This is a genomic window from Cedecea selenatireducens (assembly GCF_042138895.1).
Taxonomy (GTDB): Bacteria; Pseudomonadota; Gammaproteobacteria; order Enterobacterales; family Enterobacteriaceae; genus Cedecea; species Cedecea selenatireducens.
The window spans coordinates 1-26,291 of the sequence record NZ_JBHIKW010000002.1 but is presented as its reverse complement, the minus strand read 5'-3'; the positions used below and the strand labels follow the sequence as shown (position 1 = coordinate 26,291).

Sequence of the window (26,291 nt, the reverse complement as noted above, 5' to 3'; positions counted from 1 at the left end):
ACGGGGGCGGAAAGGTAGTCGTATTAACTTAAACGTAAGCTCAACAGGCCGGATTGAAGAACGTTCCAGTCGGGATTATCCGGGTGTATCAATTCGATGCGGCTGTCCGGCGGCGGCGAGGATTGTGTCTCAATATGCAGGTCGTTGCCCTGACGGTTGATACGCACCAGCCCTTCAGGAATACGCAGCACGCCCTTTACCCGTTCAACCGGAGCGAGACGAGCCCACTCGAGCAGGCCGATGGTGTCGAAGACGGTTTCCTCATCGAAAATCCAGCCACAGGCGTAATATCCCTGCCCGCTGTTAACGCTCCGCCGCCAGCGCTGATGCCCCGGCAGGCTAAGCGCGGCAAGGCCGTGAGTCACCGCCTTTGCATGCTGATGCTCGGCGCTGGACGGCAGCTCGCGCTGATTCAGCCGCGCCCTGTCCAGCAGTTCAATATTGATAGCGCCATTTTCTGCGTGAACCAGCTCTCGACTGTCCCCATTCGCCTGATACCAGCGCTCTAACGCAGCTTTGCTTTCCGGCGTGGCGCGATCCTGTTTATTGGCCACAATGACGTCCGCCGCGGCGAGCTGGTCGCGGAAGTTGTCATTATTCAGGGCTTTTTCATCCAGAAGCTGGCGGGCGTCCAGCAGGCAAAGCGTGGCCCGCAGGTCAATCCACGGCTGATAAACCTCCGCCTTGAGCATGTCCAGGATTTGCTTCGGGTGGCCGAGGCCGGTGGGTTCAATCAGCAGGCGATCGGGTTTGCCCTGGCGCAGCAGCGTGTTCAGACCGACCTGCATCGGCAGGCCGTTAACGCAACACATACAGCCGCCGGGGATCTCTTTGAGCAGCGCTCCGCTGTCCGCCAGCAGCGCGCCGTCAATGCCGACCTCGCCAAACTCATTCACCAGCACCGCCCACTTCTCATCAACCGGCTTATTCGCCAGCAGGTGCAGGATGGTGGTGGTTTTACCGCTGCCGAGGAAGCCGGTAATTAAATTTGTTTTTGTCACAGGAACTCCGGGGGTTATTGCGCATAAACCACGTCAATCATTCAGTCATTGTTAATTATTTACGCTGACTATCCTGACGACAACCCGGTTAAAAGAGAAGGCTTAACGCGGTTTTACCCGGAGGTAAACCACGTTAAGCGCATTGATTGTTAACTGAAGTGCAGATTTTCGACCGCGCCGCGCGCGCCCAGGTGGGTAAGCTGTTGCCAGGCGTGCTGAACTTCATCGATAAATTTCGCGTTTTTCGGCAGGTCATCGCCAAAAATTTCATTCAGGCAGAGCAGGGCGCTTACGCGCTCACTCTCGCCGCTGTCGCTGACCAGCATCTGAATCTTCCCCAGCAGCGGATCGCGAACGTCAATAGCCTTACCCTGCTCGTCTACGCCGCTGACGTAGCGCATCCAGCCGGCAATACCGAGCGCCAGACATGACCAGTTGCTCTCGTTTTCCAGATGCCAGCGTACGCCTTCCAGCCAGCGCTGGGGCAGCTTCTGGCTACCGTCCATGGCGATTTGCCAGGTGCGGTGCCTGAGCGCCGGGTTAGCAAAGCGTACCAGCAGATCTGTGGCGTACTGATTCAGGTCGACGCCGCGAATGTTCAGCGTCACGGCCTGCTCCTGCAGCATCAGGCGCCGTGCGGCACGGGCAAAGCATTCGTCGGCCATGCAATCATTAATATGCTGGTAGCCGGCAAGGTAACCGAGATAAGCCAGAAACGAATGGCTGCCGTTAAGCATACGCAGCTTCATTTGTTCAAAGGGCATGACGTCTTTAACCATTTCCACGCCCGCGGCTTCCCATTCGGGGCGGCCAGCAACAAAGTCATCTTCTATTACCCATTGGATAAAAGGCTCTGCGGCAATGGCGCAGGGATCTTTTACGCCCAGAACGCTCTCGATCTCTTGCAGGGACTCTTCCGTAGCAGCCGGAACAATGCGGTCAACCATAGTGCTCGGGAAAGTGACCTCTTTGGCAATCCATTCTTCCAGCATCGCGCTTCGTTGGGCGGCCATGCCCAGCACGGCCTGGCGAACCAAATGCCCGTTATGGGGAATATTGTCGCAGGACAAAACCGTAAACGGGTTTAATCCCCTTTCGCGGCGGCGGCTCAGCGCCTCAACGAGGATCCCCGGCACCGAGTGTGGTTCGTGCGGCGAGGCAAGATCGTGAATGATTCGCTCATTGGTAGTATCGAGCTTTCCGCTGGCGGGGTCGATGCAGTAGCCTTTTTCGGTGACGGTCAGGGAGACAATCGCGACCTGCGGCTCGCAAAATTTCTCTATGATGGCCTCCATGCCGTCCAGTTTTGCGTTCAGGCACTCTTTTACTGCGCCAATCACCAACGCCTCGTTCCCCGTCGCGCCTTTTTCCAGCACCGTAAACAGGTGATCCTGCTGACGAAGCTCGCGCATCAGGCTATCGCCATTAAACAGGCTGATCTCGCAGATCCCCCAGTCGCCGCCCAGCTTGTTAAGAACCCGATCGGTAAGTAAGGCCTGGTGCGCACGATGGAAAGCGCCAAAACCAAAATGCACGATGCGCGTCCTGAGAGCGCCACGATCGTAGTTTGGCCGTTGAACGGTAGCGGGAAGTAAAGCGGTGGCAATGGTGTCCATAGATTGGCATCCTGGGTGAGGGAGATGGGAACCTTTGCAGTGTAAAGCTGTATGACAGGAAATGAAATTGGTCTATTAATTTAATCGTTTTTGTGTGATTCAGGTCTGATAATAAGGCGGAAAGGTTTAATTGGTATAATAACTTTGGTGGGTAGAGAGAAAAAACGCTCCCGTAGGAGCGTCATTAATCATCAGTCAGCGCGGCCCATGGAGCGCTTTTCCGCGATATGAATGCGGATTTTCTCGCCGGCAACCATGTATTCCGGCACCTGAATCACCAGGCCGGTGGACAGGGTGGCAGGTTTGGTGCGGGAGCTGGCGGAAGCGCCCTTGATGCCCGGTGCGGTTTCGATGATTTCCAGATCCACGGTTTGCGGCAGCTCCAGCGCCAGCAGCTGGCCGTCCCAGGTCAGAACCTGCATATCCGGCATACCGCCTTCAGGAATGAACTGCAGCTCTTCTTCAATCTGGTCTTTGGTGAAGATATACGGCGTGTAATCTTCTTTATCCATGAACACGTATTCGTTGCCGTCGATATAGGAGAAATCAACGAAACGGCGGGTCAGGGTAATAGTGTCAACGATATCGTCACCCTTGAAGCGCTCTTCCACTTTCTGCCCGGTACGAACGTCGGAGAAACGCATCTTGTACAGGGTTGCTGCGCCGCGGGCGCTAGGTGCCTGGATATCAATATCTTTAACAATCAGCAGCTTGCCGTTGTAATTGAGAACCATGCCTTTTTTGATTTCGTTAGCTCTTGCCATCGGTGTTTCCTGTCAAAAATTGAGATGCGAAAATATTGCGTCAAAGTACTCGTGAGGCGCGTTTCAGGCAAGTGGATTTGATAAAGAAGCATTAAAGTAAGGGGTTTAAGGCAGGCGTGCCGACAACATGCTGCTTTGTCGGCACGGCAGTGGCAGAGCAGGCTTAGCCGCGGCCATCCTTCGGCGCTAAGAAATAGAAAGCAAACGGCAGCGAGCACAGAATGGTGAACATAATCGTGTAGATGGCGACCCATGCACCCTGCATGATAAACATGTCCAGCGTCCATTGTTCCATCGGCCAGTTGTACTGCTCCTCCACGCCTTCAAAGGTGACCTTTGAAATCAGTGACACCACGATGGTGAAGACAATCACGACCGCGATAAGGAATTTTTTACCTTCGGGTGTACGAAGTTTTGCAAGCATATCAGCCTCCTGGCTGGTGAATTAATAAGAGTAATGGCCCCGGTGTTCGGGGCCTGGATGATTAAAACGTGACGTTCACTTTGCCCCAGACCGTCCGGCCTGGTTCATTAACCGGGGTATTGGACGAATAGCCAAAGCTGCTGTTGCCCGCCAGGTTCAGGTGCTCGCTGTAGGTTTTGTTGAACAGGTTATCGACCCCGGCGCTGAGCTTGATGGCCTTGCTAAGGCGATAGGCCGCGTTGGCGGAGAAAATCGCGAAGCCGCTGCTTTTATCAAAGTCTTTCCCGACCACGTTGCCTTCGTTTAGCGCAACCCGCTGCTGGCCGCTGACCACGCGCAGCAGGCCGGTACTGCTCCAGTCTCCCTGTTCCCAGGTCAGGCCAAAGCGTGTTTCCAACGGGGCAATTTGCGGCAGCGGCTGATGGTCGCTGGTGTTTTGCCCCCAGGCGTAGGCAAGGCTTGCGTCCGCCTTCCATGCTTCGGTCAGCGCATAGCTCATGCCCATTTCGCCGCCCATAATCGTGGCGTCAACGTTATCGGCCTGGCTCACGCGCGCGTTATCAGGGTCATAGCGGAACAGGATGAAATCATTCACCCGGCCAAGATACGCAGAAACCCAGCTATTAAAGCGCTCGCCGCTGTACTGCGCGCCAATGTCTAACTGCGTGGTTTTTTCCGTTTTCAGGTTATCGAAGACATTTTTAGATCCGTCCGGTCCGTAGGTGGGCGAAAACAGCTCCCAGTAATCCGGGAAGCGTTCGGTGTAGCCAACGCCGGCATACAGCATGACCGGGATGTCGCTGAGCGTTTGCTCATAGCGGACAAAACCTGCCGGTAATGTTTTGCTGCGCACGCTGGCGCCCACGCCCGTATCGTTATTGACGCGCGTGCGGTCGAGGCGCGCGCCGCCGATAACTTTACCGTTGGCGTCAGCATTCCAGGTTAGCTCGCTAAAGACGCCAGCGTCCTGGAAACGAGCATCTTGCTTCCAGCCGGCATCCTGCTTGCTGCGGTGGGTGCTTTGCTGGCCGTCGATGCCGCTACGCAGTTCGTAATCTGACCAGATCCAGGTGCCCATCATACGTCCGCCAATCGTGCGGCGATCGAGCTGCATCGCCATCGGCATATTCATGCTCATCGACGAACCCATGTTCATTGCGCCGCCCATATCCATGCCCATCGATGAGGCCATGTGCCCGCCAGACATCCCGCCGGACATTGTCCCCGGCGATCGTAGCGAGTAGTTATCCATGATGTGGTTGGCATAGTTGTAATAAACGTTGGTTTCGAACTTATTGAACACGTCGCCAATGTTCGATGCTTCAAAACGCGCGCCGAGGCTGTCTCGCCTGAACTGCGAGCCGTCCATGCTGCGACCGGCATAGCGGGCTTCGCCGTTGCCTTTCCCGGCGGTCAGCTCAAGCAGCGTGTCCTTGTCGGGCGTCCAGCCCAGGGCCACGTCGGTGTTCCATTTATCCCACTTCGAGGCCACCCGGTTACCGTTGCCGTCTTCGTAATCACCTGAATGGGATTTATTGCCGATCAGCCTTAGATAACCTTCCTCATTGCCGAGGCTAACGTCCGCGTTGCTGTCCCAGCGCTGATTAGAGGCGGTAAGCAGGCTGGCCGTGCCCTGAATGCCCGCTTTTTCAAAGCGTGGCGGTTCCCTGTCGAAGCGCACCGTTCCCGCCGAGTTACCCGGCCCCCAAAGTACGCTCTCTGGCCCTTTAATCAGCGTCAGCAGATCAAAGCTTTCCGGCGAAATATAAGAGCCAGGGGCGTCCATTCTGGCCGGACAGGCGCCCGGCATTTCACCATTGTTGGTCAGAATACGCAGGCGAGAGCCGAACATACCGCGAAATACCGGGTCGCCGTTGGTGCCGCCGTTGCGGATTTGCGAGAAACCTGGAATCGTCTTCAGATAGTCAGACCCGTCGCTTGCCGGAACGGGCTGGCGCGGCGTTTTTGGAGACGTCACAACCTCCAGCGGCGATGACGCCGGAGAGGTGACTATCATCACGGAGTCGTCCTGCATATCCATAGCTTCATGCGCTCCCGCCGCGATGGCCGCAGGAGAGGAGATAGCCAGCAGTATCAGCGATACCAGCGGCTTTAAATGCGTTTTCATCATTGCCTTACTGTCCTTCAGGCGTAACGTCGCCGCTCTTGATTAAAAGAGCGCGCATGAGACAACGCTTCAACGTTGCCGCCAGCGTTACGCAGTTAATTATTAGAGTGTTATGCGAAGCAAAAGGCAGCAGAGGGCGGGGCACGGGCCGGATGAGGTGACCAGGGGCGAGATAGCGTGGCGCAGCACAGGGCGAGCACCGGCGTTCGGCGCACGCCAGTCAGCAGCAACAGCAGTAAAACCGTGAGGCAGAACTGAATAAAAGGCAGGTGGATCAGCAGCTGGCAGTATCCGCAGGCGATCTCTTCCCCGGGCGACATCCCAGGGCCGGACATCAGCATATTGTGCGGCATTGAAGCTTGAGGGCACGGCTCGGGCATGGGCATGTGATGGTCCATGTCAGACATGTCCATTGTCATCATCATGCTGCTGTGTTCGCAGGCTGAATGGTGCATCAGCGATTTTGAAATAACCGGTGCAATAAACAGCATGGCAACGGCAAGCAGCGCCAGCCAGCAGGCTGTTCGGTGAAAGTGATTGCGCCGTGACAAAACGTTACCGATCCGTAGTCGTTGTGGCGCAAGTGTATCCTGGAAGGAGGAATGATGTTAAATGAATTGTTAGATTGACGCAGGCACCGGGTCTGCTATTGTCACGCACCCTCTGACGCTGGCGGAAAAATAAATGGAGTGTCGTCCTGACTGCGGCGCCTGCTGTACCGCGCCTTCAATATCAACGCCGATCCCCGGTATGCCGGAGGGGAAGCCCGCCAACACGCCCTGCGTTCAGCTGGACGAGCGCCTGCGTTGCAAACTGTTCGGTTCGCCTTTACGGCCTAAAGTTTGCGGCGGCCTCCAGCCAGCAAGGGAGATGTGCGGCACCTCTCGCCAGCAGGCAATGGCGTATCTGATTCACCTTGAAGCCGCCACGGCACCTTAAATATCTTTGATCCGTGCCATGCAATAAACGCTGATGGCTATCATCCCCAGCGCGATGAAGAAAACGCTGTGGTAGTTCCAGATCTCCGCCACAACCCCGGCAAGTGAGCCAGCAATAATCCAGCCCACGCGGGTGGTGTTGGTATACAGCGTGGTAGCCGCTCCTGCCTGCCCTGGCATGAGGTCCTGAAAATAGATCATGCCGATCCCGGCCAGAATCCCGATAAAGATGGCGTTTAACAGCTGCAGCCCAAGCAGCATATATTCGTTAGTCAGCGCCACCATCCCAATATAGAACAGCAACCCTGCCGCGACGGCGAAGCGCATCAGGAAGCGTTTACCGAAGCGTTTTGCGTAGTAGCCCGCTATCAACATGGTCGGAATTTCCAGCCCGGCGGCGGTGCCCATCATTATCCCGGCGAGCTTCTCCGGCAGATGTAACTCATTGATGATATAGAGCGGCATATTAATGATGTACAGGCTGTTGCAACCCCACATCATGGTACAGGCGGCAAACAGCAGCAGGGCATCGCGGCGATTACGGCGCGGCGACTCCAGCGTGACCGTCGTTTTTACCGCAGGTTCTTTGCGCATCGACGGCAAAAATAGCCAGACCATCGCGCCGCAAATGACAAAGGCAAATGCGGCGCTCAGGTACATCGCTTTGAAGCCAAATCCCATCGCCAGCGCGTAGGCAATCGGCGGTCCAATGACCCAGGCAAGAGAAACCTGCGCCCGCAGGATAGAGCTGAACATCACCGCTTCGCGCCCGGTATGGTCGGCATGCTCGCGGGCTAGCGCAAACATCTGCGGGTTGGCCGTGGAGCCGAAGCTGCTGAGAAACACCCCGACGAACAGCAAAATGAAGTAGTTACGATTCCAGGCGAACAGAATGCAGCCCAGCGCGCCGAGCAGGCAGCAGGCAAAAATCAGCGTTTTGCGGTCACCTTTACGGTCAGAGCGCCCGGCTAAAAACTGGCTCACCAAAATACCTATCACCGCGCTGCCGGTGAAGAAAAAACCGACCAGCGCGGGGCGAACGTGGACTTCATCGGTCAAAAACAGGCTTAGCGTCGGCGTTTGGAGTGCGCCGGCGATGCCGGTCAAAAATGCCACAATCAAAAAGGCGCTTGAGGTGAAATCCAGGGGCTTGCGGGCTGCGGTAACGGGAGCGTTTTGCATGCTAATCGGTGACAGGAAAAAGAATGCGCGGAGTTTACGCCCGTTACCTTGAAATAAACAGATTTACCCGCCCGCTCTGCGAGACCGCCAGCACAAATCATCCACAGCGGTAGAACCCCGGCCAGGGCACGCCTGGAGTAGCTGAAGTTTGCTGATGCTGGCCGGAAATAGCCTGCCCAGGCGCTGAACTTACCGTCTGCTAAACTGAAAATGTGCTGAAGCTCTAAATTTCGCAAACAGAAATGCGAGAAATGTTGCGTGGAATGCAGCATTAGCGCAACACTCCTTGAAACGTTTCAGCGTCATCTTTTTGCATCCCGCAGCTCGAGATGGCGCATTTTTTCTCAACCAAGCTGAATCGTTTCAATTCGGCGAGAGAGGAGATCTATGTTCCAGTTATCTGTGCAGGATATTCACCCGGGCGAGTCAGCCGGGAGCAAAGAAGAGGCTATCCGCCAGGTTGCCGCTGCCCTTGTGCAGGCAGGCAACGTCGGCGAAGGCTATGTCAACGGCATGCTGGCGCGTGAGCAGCAGACGACAACCTATTTAGGCAACGGGATTGCCATCCCGCACGGCACCACCGACACGCGTGGCCTGGTGCTGAAAACCGGCGTTCAGGTTTTCCAGTTCCCGCAGGGCGTGGAGTGGGGCGAGGGCCAGACCGCCTATGTGGCGATCGGCATTGCCGCCAGCTCTGACGAGCACCTCGGGCTGCTGCGTCAGCTGACCCACGTGCTGAGCGACGACGACGTGGCTGAACAGCTGAAGTCCGCAGCCAGCGCGGAAGAACTTCGCGCGCTGCTGATGGGCGAGAAACAAACTACCGCGCTGCTGCTGGATAACAGCCTGCTGGCGCTGAACGTCGACGCCAGCGACCTGATGACCCTCCAGGCGTTGAACGCCGGTCGCCTCAAGCAGGCGGGCGCGGTCGACGCGGCTTTCGTCAGCAACGTTATTGCCGGTAACCCGCTGTATCTCGGGCAGGGCATCTGGCTGAACGACAGCGCGGCAGGCAATCTGGCCAGCGCCGTCGCGGTTAGCCGCCCGGCCGCAGGCTTTGAAGCGAACGGAAACCCGGTGAATTTGCTGCTGACCGTGGCCGTTGCAGACGAGCAGCCGCTGCAGGTGCTGAACCGCCTGAGCGACATGCTGATTGGCAACCGTGCCGACAAACTGTTAAGCGCGGATGCACCGGCATTGCTGACGCTGCTGACCAGCGACGATGCTCCGGCAGAAGAGGCGCTGAGCGCTGAGTTCACCGTGCGAAATGAACATGGCCTGCACGCCCGGCCGGGTACTGCGCTGGTCAACACCATAAAACAATTCAATAGCGAAATTACCGTGACAAACCTTGATGGAACCGGCAAGCCGGCAAATGGACGTAGCCTGATGAAAGTTGTGGCGCTGGGTGTGAAAAAAGGCCATCGCCTGCGCTTCACCGCGCAGGGTGAAGATGCTGAACTGGCGCTGAAGGCGATTGGCGATGCCATCGCTGCAGGCCTTGGGGAGGGCGCGTAATGACCAGACGTGTAGCGACTATCACCCTCAACCCTGCCTATGACTTAGTGGGCTTCTGCCCGGAAATCGAGCGCGGTGAAGTCAACCTGGTTCGGACTACCGGCCTGCATGCCGCTGGCAAAGGCATTAACGTGGCCAAAGTGCTGAAAGATCTTGGCATCGACGTCACCGTGGGCGGCTTCCTGGGCAAAGATAATCAGGATGGTTTCCAGCAGCTCTTCAGCGAACTGGGCATAGCGAACCGTTTCCAGGTCGTACAGGGCCGCACCCGCATTAACGTCAAGCTGACCGAAAAAGACGGCGAAGTGACCGACCTTAACTTCTCCGGTTTTGAAGTGACCGGTGCTGACTGGGAGCGCTTCGTTGCCGACTCCCTGAGCTGGCTGGGCCAGTTCGACATGGTCTGCGTCAGCGGCAGCCTGCCTGCGGGCGTTACTCCGGAAGCGTTCACCGACTGGATGACCCGCCTGCGCAGCCAGTGCCCTTGCATTATTTTCGACAGCAGTCGTGAAGCATTAGTTGCAGGCCTGAAAGCCGCGCCATGGCTGGTGAAGCCTAACCGCCGCGAGCTGGAGATTTGGGCCGGGCGCAAACTGCCTGAACTGAAAGACGTGATTGAGGCGGCGCATGCTTTGCGTGAGCAGGGGATTGCGCATGTGGTGATTTCTCTCGGCGCTGAAGGTGCGCTGTGGGTTAACGCCTCGGGTGAATGGATTGCCAAACCACCGACTTGTGAAGTTGTTAGTACCGTTGGCGCAGGGGATTCGATGGTCGGCGGCCTGATTTATGGCCTGCTGATGCGTGAGTCCAGTGAACACACGCTGCGCCTTGCTACCGCCGTTGCGGCCCTGGCCGTCAGCCAGAGCAACGTAGGCATTACCGATCGTACACAGCTGGCCGCTATGATGGCTCGTGTCGACCTGAAACCTTTCCACTGACAGCAGGAGACAGGCAATGAAAACGCTGTTAATTATTGAGCCGGGACTGGGGCAGGCGCGCGCGTATCTCGCGAAGACGCTGCTCGGTGCCGCCGCGCCAAAAGCGCATCTCGACATCATTGATAACCCGAACGACGCCGAACTGGCGATTGTTGTCGGCACCGCCATTCCGGCTGATACCTCGCTGAACGGCAAAAAGGTGTTCCTCGGCGATATCGACAGAGCCGTTCAGCATCCTGAGCTGTTCCTGAGTGAAGCAAAAGGTAAGGCACAGACGTACACGGCACCGGTAGCAGCCGCACCTGTAGCTGCAAAAGGGCCGAAGCGTATTGTTGCCGTCACCGCCTGCCCAACCGGCGTGGCGCACACCTTTATGGCAGCCGAAGCGATTGAAACGGAAGCGAAAAAGCGCGGCTGGTGGGTGAAGGTTGAAACCCGTGGCTCCGTGGGTGCAGGTAACGCGATTACGCCTGAAGAAGTCGCCGAGGCTGACCTGGTGATTGTGGCGGCCGATATTGAAGTCGACCTTGCAAAATTTGCCGGCAAGCCGATGTACCGCACCTCTACCGGCCTGGCGCTGAAGAAAACCGCCCAGGAGCTGGATAAAGCTCTGGTTGAAGCCAAACCTTACGAAGCGGCAGGTAAAGCAAGCTCTGCTCAGGAATCTGGCAAAAAAGAAAGTGCCGGAGCGTATCGTCACCTGCTGACCGGCGTTTCTTACATGCTGCCGATGGTGGTGGCGGGCGGTCTTTGTATCGCACTCTCCTTCGCCTTCGGGATCCAGGCCTTTAAGGAACCCGGCACGCTTGCCGCTGCGCTGATGCAGATTGGCGGCGGTTCCGCGTTCGCTCTGATGGTACCGGTGCTGGCGGGTTACATAGCCTTTTCTATTGCCGACCGTCCGGGCCTGACGCCGGGTCTTATCGGCGGCATGCTGGCAGTTAGCACCGGCTCAGGCTTTATCGGCGGCATCATCGCCGGTTTCCTGGCGGGCTATATCGCGAAGTTGATTAGCTCTAAGCTGAAGCTGCCGCCAAGCATGGAAGCGCTGAAGCCGATTCTGATCATTCCGCTGTTCTCAAGCCTGGTTGTTGGCCTGGCGATGATCTACCTGATCGGGACGCCGGTGGCTAAAATCCTGGCGGGCCTGACCCACTGGCTGCAAACCATGGGCACCGCGAACGCGGTTCTGCTGGGTGCTATTCTGGGCGGGATGATGTGTACCGACATGGGCGGCCCGGTGAACAAAGCGGCATACGCTTTTGGGGTTGGCCTGCTCAGTACTCAGACCTATGCGCCAATGGCGGCGATTATGGCCGCAGGTATGGTGCCACCTCTGGCGCTGGGCCTGGCCACGCTGGTTGCTCGCCGTAAGTTTGATAAGGCGCAGCAGGAAGGGGGCAAGGCGGCGCTGGTACTGGGGCTGTGCTTCATTACCGAAGGGGCGATTCCGTTTGCCGCTCGTGACCCGATGCGCGTTCTGCCTTGCTGTATCATCGGCGGCGCGCTGACGGGGGCGCTGTCCATGGCGGTTGGCGCGAAGCTGATGGCACCGCACGGTGGCCTGTTTGTGCTGCTAATCCCTGGCGCGATTACCCCGGTGCTGGGTTATCTGCTGGCGATTATTGCCGGTACGCTGGTGGCTGGCCTGTCCTACGCCTTCCTCAAGCGTCCTGAAACGGAGCTGGCGGCGAAAGCGGCTTAATCTCCAATTCAACGTCTGCCTTCTTTCTGTTGAAGGCAGACGTTTCTCTTCTGCCTTTATTTTTCATTCCCTGCAATCCCTTAAATGCCTTTCGGGATCTCTCCCACATGACTGAAAACTCTCCAACTCGTTACAGCCCTTTACTAAGCCCTTTGCACAATCCTGATATTTCAACCTTGTTTCCTGCCGGCTAAAAACGAATATTTTGGCAAGGCAAACAATATAGGTGTACTATGTACTCGATGGTGTACTTAGTACCCTCAAGGATGGGGGCACGATGACTCACGCTATTACTTTTATTGAGACGACGTTATTCACTCGCCAGATTAAACAGCTCGCGACGGATGACGAACTTAGCGCGTTGCAAAAAGAATTAATTGGATCGCCGGAGAAAGGTGACCTGATACAGAAAACCGGGGGATTACGGAAGATCAGGATGGCAACCGGCGTTCGGGGGAAAAGCGGAGGTGCCAGGGTTGTTTATTTTTTGGCAACGGCGGAGGTGATTTGGCTGATTATGGCCTGGCCGAAGAATATAAAAGAAGACCTGACGGCCGCGGAAAAAACTGAACTCAGAAAACTGACGACATTATTGAAAGGTAAAATAGAGCATGAGTTTTTTTAATGACCTTAAATCCTCGCTTGAAGAGGCGGTAGAGATTAAAAATGGCGCGAAGGCACCTGCAATGGTGGTTCGCTATGACGTGGCGGATGTCCGGGCGATCAGAGAGCAGCTGAATGTTTCACAAAGTGAAATGGCAAAGGCGTTAGGCACCAGCGTTGACACCATCAAAAGCTGGGAATTAAAGCGCCGGAACCCCACTGGCCTCGCAGCAAAAGTGCTGGCGACGATTCAGGCCAACCCGGCATTTTACTATGAGCTGGCAGCACGCTGAGCGTTGCTGCCAGCTAAGATCCAGGTGCAATACGCTCAACAACTAAGCCGTAGCTTCTTCGTGCTGCTGCGCCTTAAGCCAGGCGATTTCTTCCGCCCAGATATCCGGATTAGTGGTTTCCAGAATTAACGGGATGCCGTCGAAACGTGCATCGCGCATGATCCAGCTGAACGGCGTGTGGCCGATGTTGCCGAGGCCCAGGCTGTTATGGCGGTCAACGCGGCTGCCAAATTCACTTTTGGCATCGTTAAGGTGCATGCCGCGAAGGTATTTAAAGCCGACAATGCGTTCGAACTCGCTAAAGGTATTTTCACAGTCTTCTTCGGTACGCAGATCGTAACCGGCGGCAAAAGCGTGGCAGGTATCAATGCAGACGCCAACGCGGGATTTATCATCCACGCCGTCAATGATGGCGGCGAGATGTTCAAAGCGGAAACCGAGGTTGCTGCCCTGGCCTGCGGTGTTTTCAATAACGGCGGTCACGCCCTCGGATTTTTCCAGCGCAATGTTGATCGACTCTGCGATACGCTTCAGGCATTCCTCTTCCGGAATTTGCTTCAGGTGGCTGCCCGGATGAAAATTCAGCAGCGTCAGCCCCAGGTCCTGGCAGCGAACCATCTCGTCGATAAACGCCTCGCGGGATTTCTCCAGCGCCTCTTCAACCGGATGGCCGAGGTTAATCAGGTAGCTGTCGTGAGGGAGAATTTGGCCCGGACCGTAGTGATATTTTTCGCAGGCGCTTTTAAAGCTGTCGATAATTTCGCTGGTCAGCGGCGCGGCGCGCCACTGGCGTTGATTCTTGGTGAACAGGGCAAAAGCGGTGGCTTCCAGTTCGTGGGCGCGGATGGCGGCATTTTCCAGGCCGCCCGAGGCGCTAACGTGCGCTCCAATAAACTTCATCTGTCTTCTCCTGTTTCTTGACGGGCAAAACCCGCTATCTGTAATCCGTCATGATAGCGGGTCAGGAGGCTTTTTTCCGTATTGAATTATGCGATCAGGTGGTGAATCGCCAGGTTAATGCCCGCACCGCCGACAATCAGCCAGATGAACAGCACCAGCGCCATCAGCAGCGGGCGCACGCCGGCTTTTTTCAGCGCGCTGACGTGGGTCGTCAGGCCGAGTGCGGCCATCGCCACCGCCAGCAGGACGGTATCCAGCGTGACAAGTAGATTAACCACGGCCTGCGGTAAGAAGTGGAAGGAGTTGAAAATCGCCACCACGATAAACAGTATCGCAAACCATGGGATAGTGATTTTGCTCGTCTGCGCGCTGCCAGCCGGTGCCAAAGACTTAACGCGGGCGGCCAGGAAAATCAGGAACGGCGCAAGCATCATCACGCGCAGCATTTTGGCAATCACCGCCGCGTTTTCCGTTTCAGGGCTAATCGCATGGCCTGCCGCTACAACCTGAGCGACCTCATGCATCGTCGAGCCGGTGTAGATCCCGAAGGTTTCCGGCGTAAACCACTGGCTGACGAACGGGTAAATCATCGGGTAGATAAAGATAGCCAGGGTCCCGAAGATAACCACGGTTGCCACCGCCACGGTGACTTTGCTGGCCTCGGCTTTGACCACGGGCTCGGTGGCAAGCACCGCCGCCGCACCGCAAATGCTGCTGCCCGCGCCAATCAGCCAGCTGGTTTGTTTATCCAGCCCGAAGACTTTTTGGCCGAGCCAGCAGGCGAGGGCGAAGGTGCTGCACAGCGTCAGCACGTCAATCAGCAGGCCACTTACGCCGACGTCGGCAATTTGCGAAAACGTCAGGCGGAAGCCATAAAGAATAATGCCGAGGCGCAGCAGATGCTGTTTGGCGAACAGCACGCCGCCGTCGCAATGCTGCCAGATTTTTGGGTAAACGGTGTTGCCGACAATCATGCCGCAAAGGATGGCAAGCGTCAGGGCGCTAAGGCCAACTCCGGCCACAGCTGGGATATTGCCGAGCCATAACGCCAGTCCGGTAATGGCGGCGGAAAGCGCCAGCCCCGGTAAAAAGTGCCACAGCGTGTGGCGGTGAGCTTGTACTGTGAGTGCAGTCATAACCTTCTCCTTTGTCATGGCAAAAAGGCTACGCCTCGCTGGCATAAAAATAAAATTGATTATATATTTATAATTAATCTTTATAAGTGGTAAGCAACTCGCTGCCACCACAGGAAAGCCCTCTTATGCATATCACGCTGCGGCAACTTGAAGTGTTTGCTGAAGTCCTTAAAAGCGGCTCGACCACCCAGGCATCCCAGATGCTGTCTCTGTCCCAGTCGGCGGTAAGCGCCGCCCTGGCCGACCTGGAAGGGCAGCTTGGGGTTCAGCTTTTCGACAGGGTCGGGAAGCGGCTGGTCGTCAACGAGCACGGCAGGCTGCTCTATCCGCGTGTGGTGGGGCTGCTGGAGCAGGCGGGTGAAATAGAACAGCTGTTTCGCGAAGATAACGGCGCAATTCGTGTTTATGCCAGCAGCACCATTGGCAACTATATTCTGCCGGAGATGATTGCCCGCTACCGGCGCGACTTTCCGAAGCTGCCGCTCGAGCTTAGCGTCGGCAACAGTCAGGACGTGATTAACGCGGTGGCGGATTTTCGTGTCGATATCGGCCTGATAGAAGGCCCGTGCCACATGGCGGAGCTGGTCACTGAACCCTGGCTGGAAGATGAGCTGGTGGTCTTTGCTTCGCCGGGGAACCCGCTGGTACATCAGCCGGTCACGCTTGAAAACCTGGCAAAACAGCCGTGGATCCTGCGTGAGCGTGGCTCAGGCACCCGTGAGATTGTCGACTATTTATTGCTGTCGCACCTGCCGAAGTTCCAGATGGGGATGGAGCTGGGCAATTCCGAGGCGATCAAACATGCGGTACGCCACGGCCTGGGCATCAGTTGCCTGTCCCGCCGCGTCATTGCCGAGCAGCTGGAAAGCGGCTCGCTGGTGGAGGTTGTCGTCCCGCTCCCTCGCCTGGTGCGCACGCTGTACCGCATCCACCACCGCCAGAAGCACATCTCCAACGCGCTGCTTCGCTTCCTGCGCTACTGCGAAGCATAATGCACCAAAATCTTGCAGCTGCACCTGATTGGGGTGTAGCTGCGAGGCAGCTATCCTCTTGTTAACCTTCCTTTCACCGTGATACCGCCACAATCTTCGCGATCCCTCTTCATTGGCACATTAGTTGCAGAATTGAATTCAAAGAATCTTTTGTTTCAATCAGGCGATGAGGCTGCACATGACGATGAAAAAATGGTTGTTCTCTTTAGTTGGCGCGACGGTTCTGCTGGCTCAGGCCGGGGCGGTAATGGCCGACCAGCTGCAGGATATTGAAAAGCGCGGCGTGCTGCGCGTGGCGGTCCCGCAGGATTTCCCGCCTTTTGGTTCGGTGAATGCTGACCTGAAGCCGCAGGGTTACGACATCGATATGGCGGCCTACCTGGCGAAGGGGCTGAAAGTCAAACTGCAGCTGGTGCCGGTGACCAGCGCGAACCGCGTCCCGTACCTGCAAACGGACAAGGTTGACCTGGTGATTTCCAGCCTCGGCAAAAACGCCGAACGTGAAAAGGTCATCGATTTTAGCCGCGCCTATGCCCCGTTCTTCCTGGGCGTATTTGGGCCGAAAGATGCCACGGTAGCCGATGCTAAAGCGCTCAGCGGGAAAACCATCGGCGTGACCCGTGGCGCAGTAGAAGACATGGTATTAACCGATCTCGCGCCGAAAGACGCCGACGTGAAGCGCTACGAAGACAACAACACCACGATTTCTGCTTACCTTTCCGGCCAGGTGCAGTACATCGCCACCGGCAACCTGGTCGTGGCGGCAATTGCCCGCCAGAGCCCAACCAAAGCCCCGGTCAGCCAGTTTATGCTCAAAGACTCGCCTTGCTACATCGGGCTGAAAAAGAACGAGCCTGCCCTGAAAGCGAAGGTAGATGAGCTGATTGGTGACGCGCTGAAGGACAACACTCTGAACGCCCTGTCGCAGAAATGGATGCAGGCGCCGCTGCCTGCCAACCTCGGCGCCTGAGGAGCCGGGAATGACCACGCAACTTGATTTTGCCGGTCTGCTGCCCTACTGGCCGGCGCTACTTGCCGGCCTGTGGGTGACGCTGGGGCTCACCGTTATGGCGACCGTGGGTGGCGTTGCCATCGGCATTACCGGGGCGGCCATTCGCAGCGGCAAACCGGGGCTGTTAAGCCTCGTGTGGGGCGGCTATGTGGAGCTGATCCGCAACACGCCGTTTGTGGTGCAGCTGTTCTTTATTGTCTTTGGGCTACCGGCGCTGGGGCTAAAGCTCAACGCCGGGGAAGCGGCACTTATCGCGATGCTGATTAATCTTGGGGCTTACAGCACCGAAATTATCCGGGCGGGCATTCAGGTGACGCCGAAAGGGCAGTGGGAAGCGGCTCGCGTGCTGGGGTTAAGCCGCAGCCAGACGTTTTTACGCGTGGTGTTGCCGCCGTCGCTGAAGCGCATTTATCCGTCGCTGGTTAGCCAGTGCATTATCGTGATGCTGGGGTCTTCCGTGGTGTCGCAGGTTTCCTGCGAAGATCTGACGTTTGCCGCCAGCCTTATTCAGTCACGCACCTTCCTGAGCTTTGAGGTCTACCTGGTGACCACCTTAATGTATCTGGTGCTGTCGTTAATTATGCGCCAGCTGCTGCTGGCGGCGGGGCGAAAATGGTTGGGGAGTGATGTCGGATGATGACGTTTACCGACTGGGATATCGTGCGCAACCTGCTGCTGGCGGCCCGCTGGACGGTGCTGCTGTCGCTGATTGCCTTTTTCTGCGGCACGCTGGTGACCTTGCCGTTGTTGCTGCTGCGCATAAGCCGCTGGACGTGGCCAAAGCGCTTCATTAGCGCCTATGTTGCGCTGTTTCAGGGCACGCCGCTGCTGATGCAGCTGTTCCTCGCTTTCTTCGGTATCGCGCTGTTCGGGATCGACGTGAGCGCCTGGACGGCGGCGACGCTTGCCCTGACGCTGTTTACCAGCGCATTTTTGCTGGATATCTGGTACGGCAGCATTCGTGCGTTGCCCAAAGGCCAATGGGAAGCCTGTCGTTGCCTCGGTTTGAGCTTCGGGCAGACGCTGTTCCGGGTAATAGCCCCGCAGGCAATGCGCATCGCCGTTGCGCCGACGGTCGGGTTTTCGGTGCAGGTGATTAAGGGCACCGCGCTGGCCTCGATTATTGGTTTTGTCGAGCTGACCAAAGCCGGCACCATGCTGAATAACGTGACGTTTGAGCCGTTTAAAGTGTTTGCCCTGGTGGCGCTCGGCTATTTCTTACTTTGCTATCCGCTGTCGCGCTACAGCCGCTATCTGGAGAAAAAATTCCATGCCGCTCATCACCATTAATGACGTACAAAAATATTACGGCGACAACCACGTACTGAAGGGCGTCAGCCTTGATATCGACATGGGTGAAGTGGTGTCGATCATCGGCCGCAGCGGCTCCGGTAAAAGTACGTTGCTGCGCTGCATGAACGGGCTTGAAGGTTACCAGGACGGCAGCATCAAGCTCGGTGGGATGACTATCACCGACCGTGAATCTCAGGCGCGTGAAATCAGCCGTTCCGTGGGGATGGTGTTCCAGAGCTTTAACCTGTTCCCGCACATGACCGCGCTGGAAAACGTGATGCTGGCGCCGCGCAGGGTCCTGAATAAGAGCGCTGCCGAATGCCGTGAGCTGGCGCTGGAAATGCTCAACAAAGTCGGCCTGGGCGAACGCGTGGATTACTATCCGGCCAACCTTTCCGGCGGCCAGCAGCAGCGCGTGGCCATTGCGCGGGCGCTGGCGATGAACCCCAAAGTGCTGCTGTGCGATGAAATTACCTCGGCGCTCGACCCGGAGCTGGTGGGCGAAGTGCTTAAAGTTCTGGAGCAGCTGGCGGCAGAAGGCATGACGCTGATTCTGGTGACTCATGAAATGAACTTTGCCCGGGAGGTGGGCGACCGCGTGGTGTTTATGCACCAGGGGAAAGTGTGGGAGCAGGGTGAGAGCAAGTCGTTTTTTGCTCATCCTCGTACTCAGGAACTGCAGCAGTTTATCTCCTCCGTACGCGGGCTCGGTTAATCTTTGACCGCCGGTCGGCTGAATGCGCCGGCGGTTTTTAATTCCCCTCAACTTATCGGCCTGATTAGCGACTTGCTAATAATTGCCGGGCGATCATGAAGCTCTCTTATAACCCGGGATTTCTGCTATCTGAATAAAGACGTTTTGTTACAATCTTGCCTCATTTTTTGGACAGGCAACAATTTCCTATGGTTTCACAAGATAAAACGACAGAAGCGCCTGGCTTACGCCGCGAATTAAAGGCGCGCCACCTGACGATGATCGCCATTGGCGGCTCCATCGGCACGGGGCTTTTCGTTGCCTCTGGGGCGACAATTTCTCAGGCGGGGCCGGGCGGCGCGCTGCTCTCTTATATGCTGATTGGCCTGATGGTTTACTTCCTGATGACCAGCCTGGGCGAACTGGCGGCGTTTATGCCGGTCTCTGGTTCCTTCGCAACCTACGGTCAGAAATATGTAGAAGACGGCTTTGGCTTCGCGCTTGGCTGGAACTACTGGTACAACTGGGCGGTGACCATCGCCGTTGACCTCGTCGCCTCGCAGCTGGTGATGAATTACTGGTTCCCGGACACCCCAGGCTGGATCTGGAGTGCGCTGTTCCTCGGCATCATGTTCCTGCTGAACTGGATCTCCGTGAAAGGCTTTGGCGAAGCGGAATACTGGTTCTCGCTGATAAAAGTGACCACCGTCATCATCTTCATCATTGTGGGTGTGATGATGATCGTGGGTATTTTCAAAGGGGCACAGCCGGTAGGCTGGAGCAACTGGACAACCGGCGACGCGCCGTTTGCCGGGGGCTTTGCCGCAATGATCGGCGTAGCGATGATCGTAGGCTTTTCTTTCCAGGGCACCGAGCTTATCGGGATTGCCGCCGGTGAGTCCGCGGACCCGGAGAAAAACATTCCTCGCGCCGTGCGTCAGGTGTTCTGGCGAATCCTGCTGTTCTATGTGTTTGCGATCCTGATTGTCAGCCTGATCATTCCTTATACTGACCCAAGCCTGCTGCGCAACGACGTGAAAGACATCAGCGTCAGCCCGTTCACCCTGGTGTTCCAGCACGCGGGCCTGCTCTCTGCGGCGGCGGTCATGAACGCCGTTATCCTGACGGCGGTGCTGTCGGCGGGTAACTCCGGGATGTACGCTTCCACACGTATGCTTTACACCCTGGCCTGCGACGGCAAGGCGCCGCGTATTTTCGCGAAGCTGTCTAAAGGCGGCGTGCCGCGTAACGCGCTGTACGCTACCACCGTTATCGCCGGGCTGTGCTTCCTGACCTCTATGTTCGGCAACCAGACCGTTTACCTGTGGCTGCTGAATACCTCCGGGATGACCGGCTTTATCGCCTGGTTGGGGATTGCCATCAGCCACTATCGCTTCCGTCGCGGTTACGTGCTGCAGGGCAACGACATTAACGACCTGCCGTACCGTTCGGGCTTCTTCCCGATTGGGCCGATCTTCGCCTTTGTGCTGTGCCTTGTCATCACGCTGGGCCAGAACTACGAAGCGTTCCTGTCTGACACCATCGACTGGGGCGGCGTCGCGGCAACCTATATCGGTATTCCGCTGTTCCTGGCTATCTGGTTCGGCTACAAGATAACGAAAGGCAGCCGCTTTGTGCGCTACAGCGAAATGGAATTCCCGAAATTCCGTGAGAAATAAGTCAAAGTAACAATAAGTTACTCTTTAGAGGGCGTGATTATCACGCCCTTTTTCTATTCTGCTGGCAATCAATAATGCCAACGGGCTATAGTATTCAACAATTAAATTGATAACCATTATCATTTGCTTTATCGTTAACGCCATTCTTTAAGGAACGAAGGAGCGTTAGCGTGAAGCATATGATTAAATTCAAGAATATCTGTCTGGCTCTGGCATTAACCGCCGCCGGTTTGCACTCCGCCGTCGCCGCAACGGTGACCGATATCGTAGGGCGTGAAGTCACCATCCCGCAGAAGGTTGACCGCATTTTGCTGGGGGAAGGGCGGCTGTTTTATGCTCTGGCGCTGCTGGAAGGGCAAAAGCCGATAGACCGCATCGTGGGCTGGCAGGGCGACTTCCGTAAGCTGGACACCCAGACTTACGCGGAATATAAAGCGAAATTCCCGAAAATTGACGATATCCCGCTGATTGGCAGCACCACGGCCGACAGCGTCAGCCCGGAAAAAGTACTGACGTTGCATCCGGATGTGGCGATTTTTGGCCTGTCTGGTCACGGCCCTGGCCGCCACAGCGAGCTGGTTTCCCAGCTTGAAAAAGCGGGCGTGCCGGTAGTCTTCGTCGATTTTCGTACCTCGCCGCTGAAAAATACCTTGCCGAGCATGCGTCTGCTGGGCAAAGTGTTGCATCGCGAGAAACAGGCCGATGATTACATCGCCTTTTATGAAGCAAATCTGAAAAAAATAACCGACGTCACCGGCAAGATGGCGGCAAAAGATAAACCTTCGGTGTTTATCGAACTGCGTGCTGCGGCGATGGAAGAGTGCTGTGGGTCCGCCGGGAAAGGCAACATGGGCGATTTTATCGACCTGGCGGGCGGTAACAACATTGCTAAAGACCTGCTGCCGGGTGCGTTGGGCACGGTGAACCTGGAAAAAGTGCTTGCCGCTGACCCGCAGGTCTATATTGCCAGCGGCGGCAAAGCCCCTGGTGCGACCTCGCCGGGCGTGGTGCTCGGCGCTCAGGCGACCAAAGCTGAAGCCCAGGCCAGCCTGCAGAGCGTGCTGGAGCGTAAAGGCATTGACCAGCTAACGGCGGTTAAAGAAGGGCGCGCCTATGGCGTATGGCATAATTTCTACAATTCGCCGTATAACATCCTGGCTATTCAGGCGATGGCGACCTGGTTCCATCCGCAGCAGTTTGCCGAGGTGAATCCGGAGCAGACGATGCAACAACTTTATAAACAGTTCCTGGCGGTAGAGCCAACGGGAACGTACTGGACCGATCTGAAGAAGTAACGAAGGTAAGACTTGATGAGTGCCACCACCGATCCGATGCCGAACGAGGCGCAGCCTGCCACTATTATGGGGCGCTACCAGCAGGTGCTACGTCACCGCTATTTGCTGATGGGGGCGTTGGTCATTGCGATCTTAGCCTCGCTGCTGCTGGACTTTACCCTTGGCCCGTCCGGGCTGCCGCTGGATACGCTGTGGCAGACCCTGATTGACCCGGCCAGCGCAAACGCCGGTACGCGGGTGATCGTGTGGGACATTCGTCTGCCGTATGCGCTGATGGCGCTGCTGGTCGGCATGGCGCTGGGCCTGGCGGGGGCGGAGATGCAAACCATCCTCAATAACCCGCTGGCCAGCCCGTTTACGCTCGGCGTTTCCTCCGCGGCGGCCTTCGGTGCCGCGCTGGCTATCATTCTCGGCATCGGTATCCCAGGGGTGCCGGATCAGTGGTTTATCTCCGCCAACGCCTTTGTCTTTGCGCTGTTTGCCGCGCTGATGCTGGACGCCATTACCCGCTGGACCCGCGTGGCGAGTTCCGGCGTGGTGCTGTTTGGTATCGCGCTGGTGTTCACCTTTAATGCCCTGGTGTCGATGCTGCAGTTTATCGCCAGCGAAGACACGCTGCAGGGGCTGGTGTTCTGGACCATGGGCAGCCTGGCGCGTGCCTCCTGGGACAAGCTCGGCGTGCTGCTGCTGGCCTTTGCCATCATCATGCCGATTTCTATGCTCAGTTCCTGGAAGCTGACCGCGCTGCGCTTAGGCGAAGATCGCGCCGTCAGCTTTGGTATCGACGTGAAGCGCCTGCGTTTAGGCACTTTGCTGCGCATCAGTATTTTGTCCGCGCTGTCCGTGGCCTTTGTGGGCCCAATCGGCTTCATTGGCCTGGTTGCGCCGCACATCGCCCGTATGCTGTTTGGCGAAGATCACCGTTTTTACCTGCCGGGCAGCGTGCTGGTCGGGGCGCTGGTGCTGTCACTGGCGTCGGTTGCCTCTAAAAACATTATCCCTGGCGTCATCATTCCGGTGGGGATCGTCACCTCGCTGGTGGGCGTGCCGTTCTTCCTGAGTATTATTCTTCGCCATAAGGGGAACGTGTGATGCAGGGCTTACAGATTGATGCATTCAACGCCGGTTACCCGAAGCGTAAAATTATCGAAAACCTCAGCGTGCCGACGCTGCCACGCGGCAAAATTACCGTGCTGCTGGGGCCAAACGGCTGCGGTAAATCGACTTTACTGCGTTCGTTAGCGGGCCTGAACCGCGCGGAAGGGCAGCTGTATCTCGACGGTGAAGACCTGATGGCTTTGCCGTTCGCTAAACGCGCGGAAAAAGTGGTTTACCTGCCGCAGTCGCTGCCGCAGGGCGTGCATCTGCACGTGCTGGAATCCATCATCGTGGCGCAGCGTGCGTCCGGTGGCCGCCACAGCGCTGAAAGCGAAGCGCAGGTCATGCTGCTGCTAAAACAGCTGGGGATCTCGCATCTGGCTTTGAGCTACCTGGATCAGCTTTCCGGGGGGCAAAAACAGCTCGTAGGCCTGGCGCAGTCTTTGATTCGCCGTCCCTCTCTGCTGTTGCTCGACGAGCCGCTGAGCGCGCTGGATTTGAATTACCAGTTCCACGTCATGGACCTGGTCGCCCGCGAAACCCGCGAGCGCAATATCGTCACCGTTGTCGTGGTACACGACATCAATATTGCTTTACGCCATAGCGAGCATGTTCTCATGCTGCGCGACGGCAAACTGGTTGCCAGCGGCGAGCCGGAGGAAGTGATTACTCCGCGCAGCCTGGCCCAGGTTTACGGCGTGAAGGGGCGCATTGAACGCTGCTCACAGGGTGTTGCCCAGGTGCTTATCGACGGCCTGGTGGAAACGCCCACCGTATAACAACGCATTTCAGGAATACTAAGGAACACAGTATGCAGCCGGTGGCCAATGTAGCCGCTGGCGCATAGTGCAATGTGAGCGCTAAACGGTTGTTTCGTTTGTAATTCACCTCATGGAGAGAAAGAAATGTTAAGGTTGAATCCCATTGTCCGGGGAGGGCTCTGCGCATCCGTGCTCGGTCTGGCTTTTCCCGCCATCGCTGACGATCGCGAAGAAACCCTCGTAGTCACCGCGTCTGCCATCGAACAAAACCTCAAAGATGCGCCTGCCAGCATCAGCGTTATCACCCAGGACGAGCTGCAAAAAAGGCCCGTCAATAATCTGAAAGATGTGCTGCAGAACGTGCCCGGCGTACAGCTGACCAACGAAGGCGATAACCGCCGTGGCGTCAGCCTGCGTGGCCTGGACAGCAGCTACACCCTGATTCTGGTGGACGGCAAGCGAGTCAACTCCCGCAATGCGGTATTCCGCCATAACGATTTTGACCTGAACTGGATCCCGGCTGATGCGATTGAACGTATCGAAGTAGTGCGCGGGCCGATGTCCTCGCTCTATGGCTCAGATGCCCTTGGCGGCGTGGTGAACATCATTACCCGCAAGGGAGGCAAAGCCTGGCACGGGACCTTCACCGTGGATTCAACCGTGCAGGAACACCGCGACCGCGGCGATACCTACAACGGCAATTTCTTCACCAGCGGCCCGCTGATTGACGATGTGCTCGGCGTAAAAGTCTACGGCAGCCTGGGCAAGCGCCAGAAAGACGGTCAGCAGGCTTCGACAACTAACGCCAATGGCCTGACGCCGCAGATTGAAGGCTTCACTTCGCGCAATGCCAGCACCGAGTTTTCGTGGACGCCTGCCGACAATCAGGATGTCACCGTAGGCTACGGCTTTGACCGCCAGGACAGGGAATCTGACTCGCTGGATAAGAACCGCATCGAACGTCAGGATTATTCCCTCGGCCATAACGGACGCTGGGACTTCGGCAATACCGAACTGCGTTTCTACGGCGACAAAATTGATAACCTCAACCCGGGCAATAGCGCGGCTATCACCTCACGCAACAACAGCGTCGACGGCAAGCTGGTGCTGCCGCTCAGCGACATCAACCAGTTCCTGACCTTCGGCGGCGAGTGGCGTCACGACAAGCTGAGCGACCCGGTAAATATTACCGGCGGTAATAGTTCTAAAACTTCTGCCAGCCAGTACGCTCTGTTTATTGAAGACGAATGGCGCATCTTCGAGCCGCTGGCGCTGACCACCGGCATTCGTATGGATGACCATGAAACCTACGGCGACCACTGGAGCCCGCGTGCTTATCTGGTGTACAGCGCCACCGATACCGTCACCGTTAAAGGCGGCTGGGCAACGGCCTTCAAAGCGCCTTCTCTGCTGCAGCTTAGCCCGGACTGGACCAGTAAATCCTGCCGTGGCGCCTGCCAGATTGTCGGCAGCCCTGACCTGAAGCCGGAAACGAGCGAAAGCTTTGAGCTGGGCCTGTATTACGCCGGGGACGAAGGCATTCTGGACGGCGTGAGCGGCAGCGTGACCGCCTTCCAGAACAACGTTGAGGATATGATTGATATCCAGCGTACCGCGAACCGCAGCGTGGCACCGTCTTACTCAAACTTTGTTGGCTTTGATAAGAGCGGAAACCCGATTTTCCGCTACTACAACGTGAACAAAGCGCGTATCCGCGGTGTGGAAACCGAGCTGAAAATACCGTTTAACGACCAGTGGAAGCTGTCGCTGAACTACACCTACAACGACGGGCGTGACCTGAGCAACGGCGGCAATAAACCGCTGCAGCAGCAGTCGTTCCATACCGCTAACGGCACCGTTGACTGGGCGCCGCTGGAAGACTGGTCGTTCTATGTTTCGGCGAACTACACCGGCAAGCAGCGTGCGGTATCAGCCACCGACAAAACGCCGGGCGGCTACATTGTCTGGAACACGGGTGGAGCCTGGAAGGCGACGAAGAACGTGAAGGTGCGTGCAGGGGTGCTTAACCTGGGCGACAAAGACCTAAATCGTGACGTCTACAGCTACAACGAAGACGGCCGTCGCTACTTTATGGCGCTGGATTATAGTTTCTAAGCGGTAGGTACCGTCTCTCTAAGAGGTGTGTCTTATACATATTCTTCCTGGAGAGGTCCTTAGTTCAGTCGTTATTCCGTTCACCCATAGATCTGTTTTCCCTGCTCGTTCAGAGCACGGTGAACGTGTGAGGGGGAATTACGCCATTCCCCCTCACAACCCCCGGCGCCCGGCGAGCTCATCGCCGCTGAAGCGGTAAACCCACC

At 56.8% G+C, this 26,291-nt stretch carries 25 protein-coding genes; 16 read left to right on the top strand and 9 right to left on the bottom strand.

Annotated features, from left to right (window positions below; all coding sequences use genetic code 11):
- Positions 1-23 precede the first annotated feature (23 nt).
- The 6 genes from ACE38U_RS02985 to ACE38U_RS02960 form a co-directional block, all read right to left on the bottom strand.
- Positions 24-1,001, bottom strand: a complete 978-nt coding sequence (locus ACE38U_RS02985; RefSeq protein ID WP_375529147.1) for a CobW family GTP-binding protein — start codon at positions 999-1,001, stop codon at positions 24-26.
- A gap of 149 nt (positions 1,002-1,150) precedes the next feature.
- Entirely contained in the window at positions 1,151-2,617 is a 1,467-nt protein-coding gene (locus tag ACE38U_RS02980) for a mannitol dehydrogenase family protein (RefSeq protein WP_375529146.1), read from the bottom strand.
- 191 nt (positions 2,618-2,808) lie between these two features.
- The gene (gene yeiP, locus ACE38U_RS02975) at positions 2,809-3,381 is read right to left on the bottom strand and encodes an elongation factor P-like protein YeiP (RefSeq protein ID WP_008459912.1); all 573 of its coding nucleotides are present in this window, start codon (positions 3,379-3,381) and stop codon (positions 2,809-2,811) included.
- 163 nt (positions 3,382-3,544) lie between these two features.
- Positions 3,545-3,805: a DUF2534 family protein gene (locus ACE38U_RS02970; protein ID WP_038481034.1), complete on the bottom strand. Its 261-nt coding sequence runs from the start codon at positions 3,803-3,805 to the stop codon at positions 3,545-3,547.
- A gap of 61 nt (positions 3,806-3,866) precedes the next feature.
- A complete protein-coding gene (locus ACE38U_RS02965) occupies positions 3,867-5,936 on the bottom strand; it encodes a TonB-dependent receptor domain-containing protein (RefSeq protein ID WP_375529145.1) in 2,070 nt (689 codons plus the stop codon).
- A 107-nt stretch (positions 5,937-6,043) separates the two neighbouring features.
- A complete protein-coding gene (locus ACE38U_RS02960; protein WP_038481040.1) occupies positions 6,044-6,484 on the bottom strand; it encodes a DUF2946 domain-containing protein in 441 nt (146 codons plus the stop codon).
- A gap of 133 nt (positions 6,485-6,617) precedes the next feature.
- Between ACE38U_RS02960 and ACE38U_RS02955 the strand changes: the two genes are divergently transcribed.
- Positions 6,618-6,872: a YkgJ family cysteine cluster protein gene (locus tag ACE38U_RS02955; protein ID WP_038481043.1), complete on the top strand. Its 255-nt coding sequence runs from the start codon at positions 6,618-6,620 to the stop codon at positions 6,870-6,872.
- Here the strand turns inward: ACE38U_RS02955 and setB are convergent.
- On the bottom strand, positions 6,869-8,053 hold the full coding sequence (gene setB / locus ACE38U_RS02950; protein ID WP_038481046.1) for a sugar efflux transporter SetB: 1,185 nt from the start codon (positions 8,051-8,053) through the stop codon (positions 6,869-6,871). The two genes, ACE38U_RS02955 and setB, sit on opposite strands and share 4 nt — an antisense overlap.
- A gap of 387 nt (positions 8,054-8,440) precedes the next feature.
- On the opposite strand from setB, the gene fruB reads away from it, so the two are divergent.
- The 5 genes from fruB (at position 8,441) to nadS (ending at position 13,110) form a co-directional block, all read left to right on the top strand.
- Entirely contained in the window at positions 8,441-9,571 is a 1,131-nt protein-coding gene (gene fruB / locus ACE38U_RS02945) for a fused PTS fructose transporter subunit IIA/HPr protein (RefSeq protein ID WP_375529144.1), read from the top strand.
- The gene (gene fruK, locus ACE38U_RS02940) at positions 9,571-10,509 is read left to right on the top strand and encodes a 1-phosphofructokinase (protein ID WP_038481053.1); all 939 of its coding nucleotides are present in this window, start codon (positions 9,571-9,573) and stop codon (positions 10,507-10,509) included. The genes fruB and fruK overlap by 1 nt, the downstream gene beginning before the upstream one ends.
- Positions 10,510-10,525: 16 nt before the next feature.
- Positions 10,526-12,214 carry a PTS fructose transporter subunit IIBC gene (gene fruA / locus ACE38U_RS02935; RefSeq protein WP_375529143.1) on the top strand — a complete coding sequence of 563 codons (1,689 nt, stop codon included), beginning with the start codon at positions 10,526-10,528 and terminating at the stop codon, positions 12,212-12,214.
- 277 nt (positions 12,215-12,491) lie between these two features.
- Positions 12,492-12,839, top strand: coding sequence for a type II toxin-antitoxin system RelE/ParE family toxin (locus tag ACE38U_RS02930; RefSeq protein WP_038481060.1), 348 nt, complete (start codon positions 12,492-12,494; stop codon positions 12,837-12,839).
- Complete coding sequence (gene nadS / locus ACE38U_RS02925) at positions 12,826-13,110, top strand: NadS family protein (protein ID WP_038481063.1); 285 nt, start codon at positions 12,826-12,828, stop codon at positions 13,108-13,110. Before ACE38U_RS02930 ends, nadS begins: the two co-directional genes overlap by 14 nt.
- Positions 13,111-13,152: 42 nt before the next feature.
- Here the strand turns inward: nadS and nfo are convergent, their stop codons facing one another.
- Complete coding sequence (gene nfo / locus ACE38U_RS02920; protein WP_375529142.1) at positions 13,153-14,010, bottom strand: deoxyribonuclease IV; 858 nt, start codon at positions 14,008-14,010, stop codon at positions 13,153-13,155.
- An 86-nt stretch (positions 14,011-14,096) separates the two neighbouring features.
- The gene (locus ACE38U_RS02915) at positions 14,097-15,146 is read right to left on the bottom strand and encodes a YeiH family putative sulfate export transporter (protein WP_375529141.1); all 1,050 of its coding nucleotides are present in this window, start codon (positions 15,144-15,146) and stop codon (positions 14,097-14,099) included.
- A gap of 125 nt (positions 15,147-15,271) precedes the next feature.
- Between ACE38U_RS02915 and yieE the strand changes: the two genes are divergently transcribed.
- From yieE to cirA, 10 genes are all read left to right on the top strand, one after another.
- A complete protein-coding gene (gene yieE, locus ACE38U_RS02910) occupies positions 15,272-16,138 on the top strand; it encodes a DNA-binding transcriptional regulator YeiE (protein ID WP_375529140.1) in 867 nt (288 codons plus the stop codon).
- Positions 16,139-16,322: 184 nt separating this feature from the next.
- The gene (locus ACE38U_RS02905; RefSeq protein ID WP_176981087.1) at positions 16,323-17,108 is read left to right on the top strand and encodes a transporter substrate-binding domain-containing protein; all 786 of its coding nucleotides are present in this window, start codon (positions 16,323-16,325) and stop codon (positions 17,106-17,108) included.
- Between the two features lie 10 nt (positions 17,109-17,118).
- Positions 17,119-17,787, top strand: a complete 669-nt coding sequence (locus ACE38U_RS02900; RefSeq protein ID WP_038481075.1) for an amino acid ABC transporter permease — start codon at positions 17,119-17,121, stop codon at positions 17,785-17,787.
- On the top strand, positions 17,784-18,440 hold the full coding sequence (locus ACE38U_RS02895) for an amino acid ABC transporter permease (RefSeq protein ID WP_154188058.1): 657 nt from the start codon (positions 17,784-17,786) through the stop codon (positions 18,438-18,440). Before ACE38U_RS02900 ends, ACE38U_RS02895 begins: the two co-directional genes overlap by 4 nt.
- On the top strand, positions 18,421-19,158 hold the full coding sequence (locus ACE38U_RS02890) for an amino acid ABC transporter ATP-binding protein (RefSeq protein ID WP_038481080.1): 738 nt from the start codon (positions 18,421-18,423) through the stop codon (positions 19,156-19,158). Before ACE38U_RS02895 ends, ACE38U_RS02890 begins: the two co-directional genes overlap by 20 nt.
- Before the next feature lie 188 nt (positions 19,159-19,346).
- Positions 19,347-20,816, top strand: coding sequence for an amino acid permease (locus ACE38U_RS02885; protein WP_038481082.1), 1,470 nt, complete (start codon positions 19,347-19,349; stop codon positions 20,814-20,816).
- Between the two features lie 179 nt (positions 20,817-20,995).
- The gene (locus tag ACE38U_RS02880) at positions 20,996-22,111 is read left to right on the top strand and encodes an ABC transporter substrate-binding protein (protein WP_052049080.1); all 1,116 of its coding nucleotides are present in this window, start codon (positions 20,996-20,998) and stop codon (positions 22,109-22,111) included.
- A gap of 15 nt (positions 22,112-22,126) precedes the next feature.
- Positions 22,127-23,203 (top strand): FecCD family ABC transporter permease, encoded by a 1,077-nt coding sequence (locus ACE38U_RS02875; protein WP_038481087.1) that lies wholly within the window; start codon positions 22,127-22,129, stop codon positions 23,201-23,203.
- Positions 23,200-23,988: an ABC transporter ATP-binding protein gene (locus tag ACE38U_RS02870; RefSeq protein WP_375529139.1), complete on the top strand. Its 789-nt coding sequence runs from the start codon at positions 23,200-23,202 to the stop codon at positions 23,986-23,988. The genes ACE38U_RS02875 and ACE38U_RS02870 overlap by 4 nt, the downstream gene beginning before the upstream one ends.
- Before the next feature lie 126 nt (positions 23,989-24,114).
- On the top strand, positions 24,115-26,085 hold the full coding sequence (gene cirA, locus ACE38U_RS02865; RefSeq protein WP_375529138.1) for a catecholate siderophore receptor CirA: 1,971 nt from the start codon (positions 24,115-24,117) through the stop codon (positions 26,083-26,085).
- Positions 26,086-26,291: the final 206 nt, after the last annotated feature.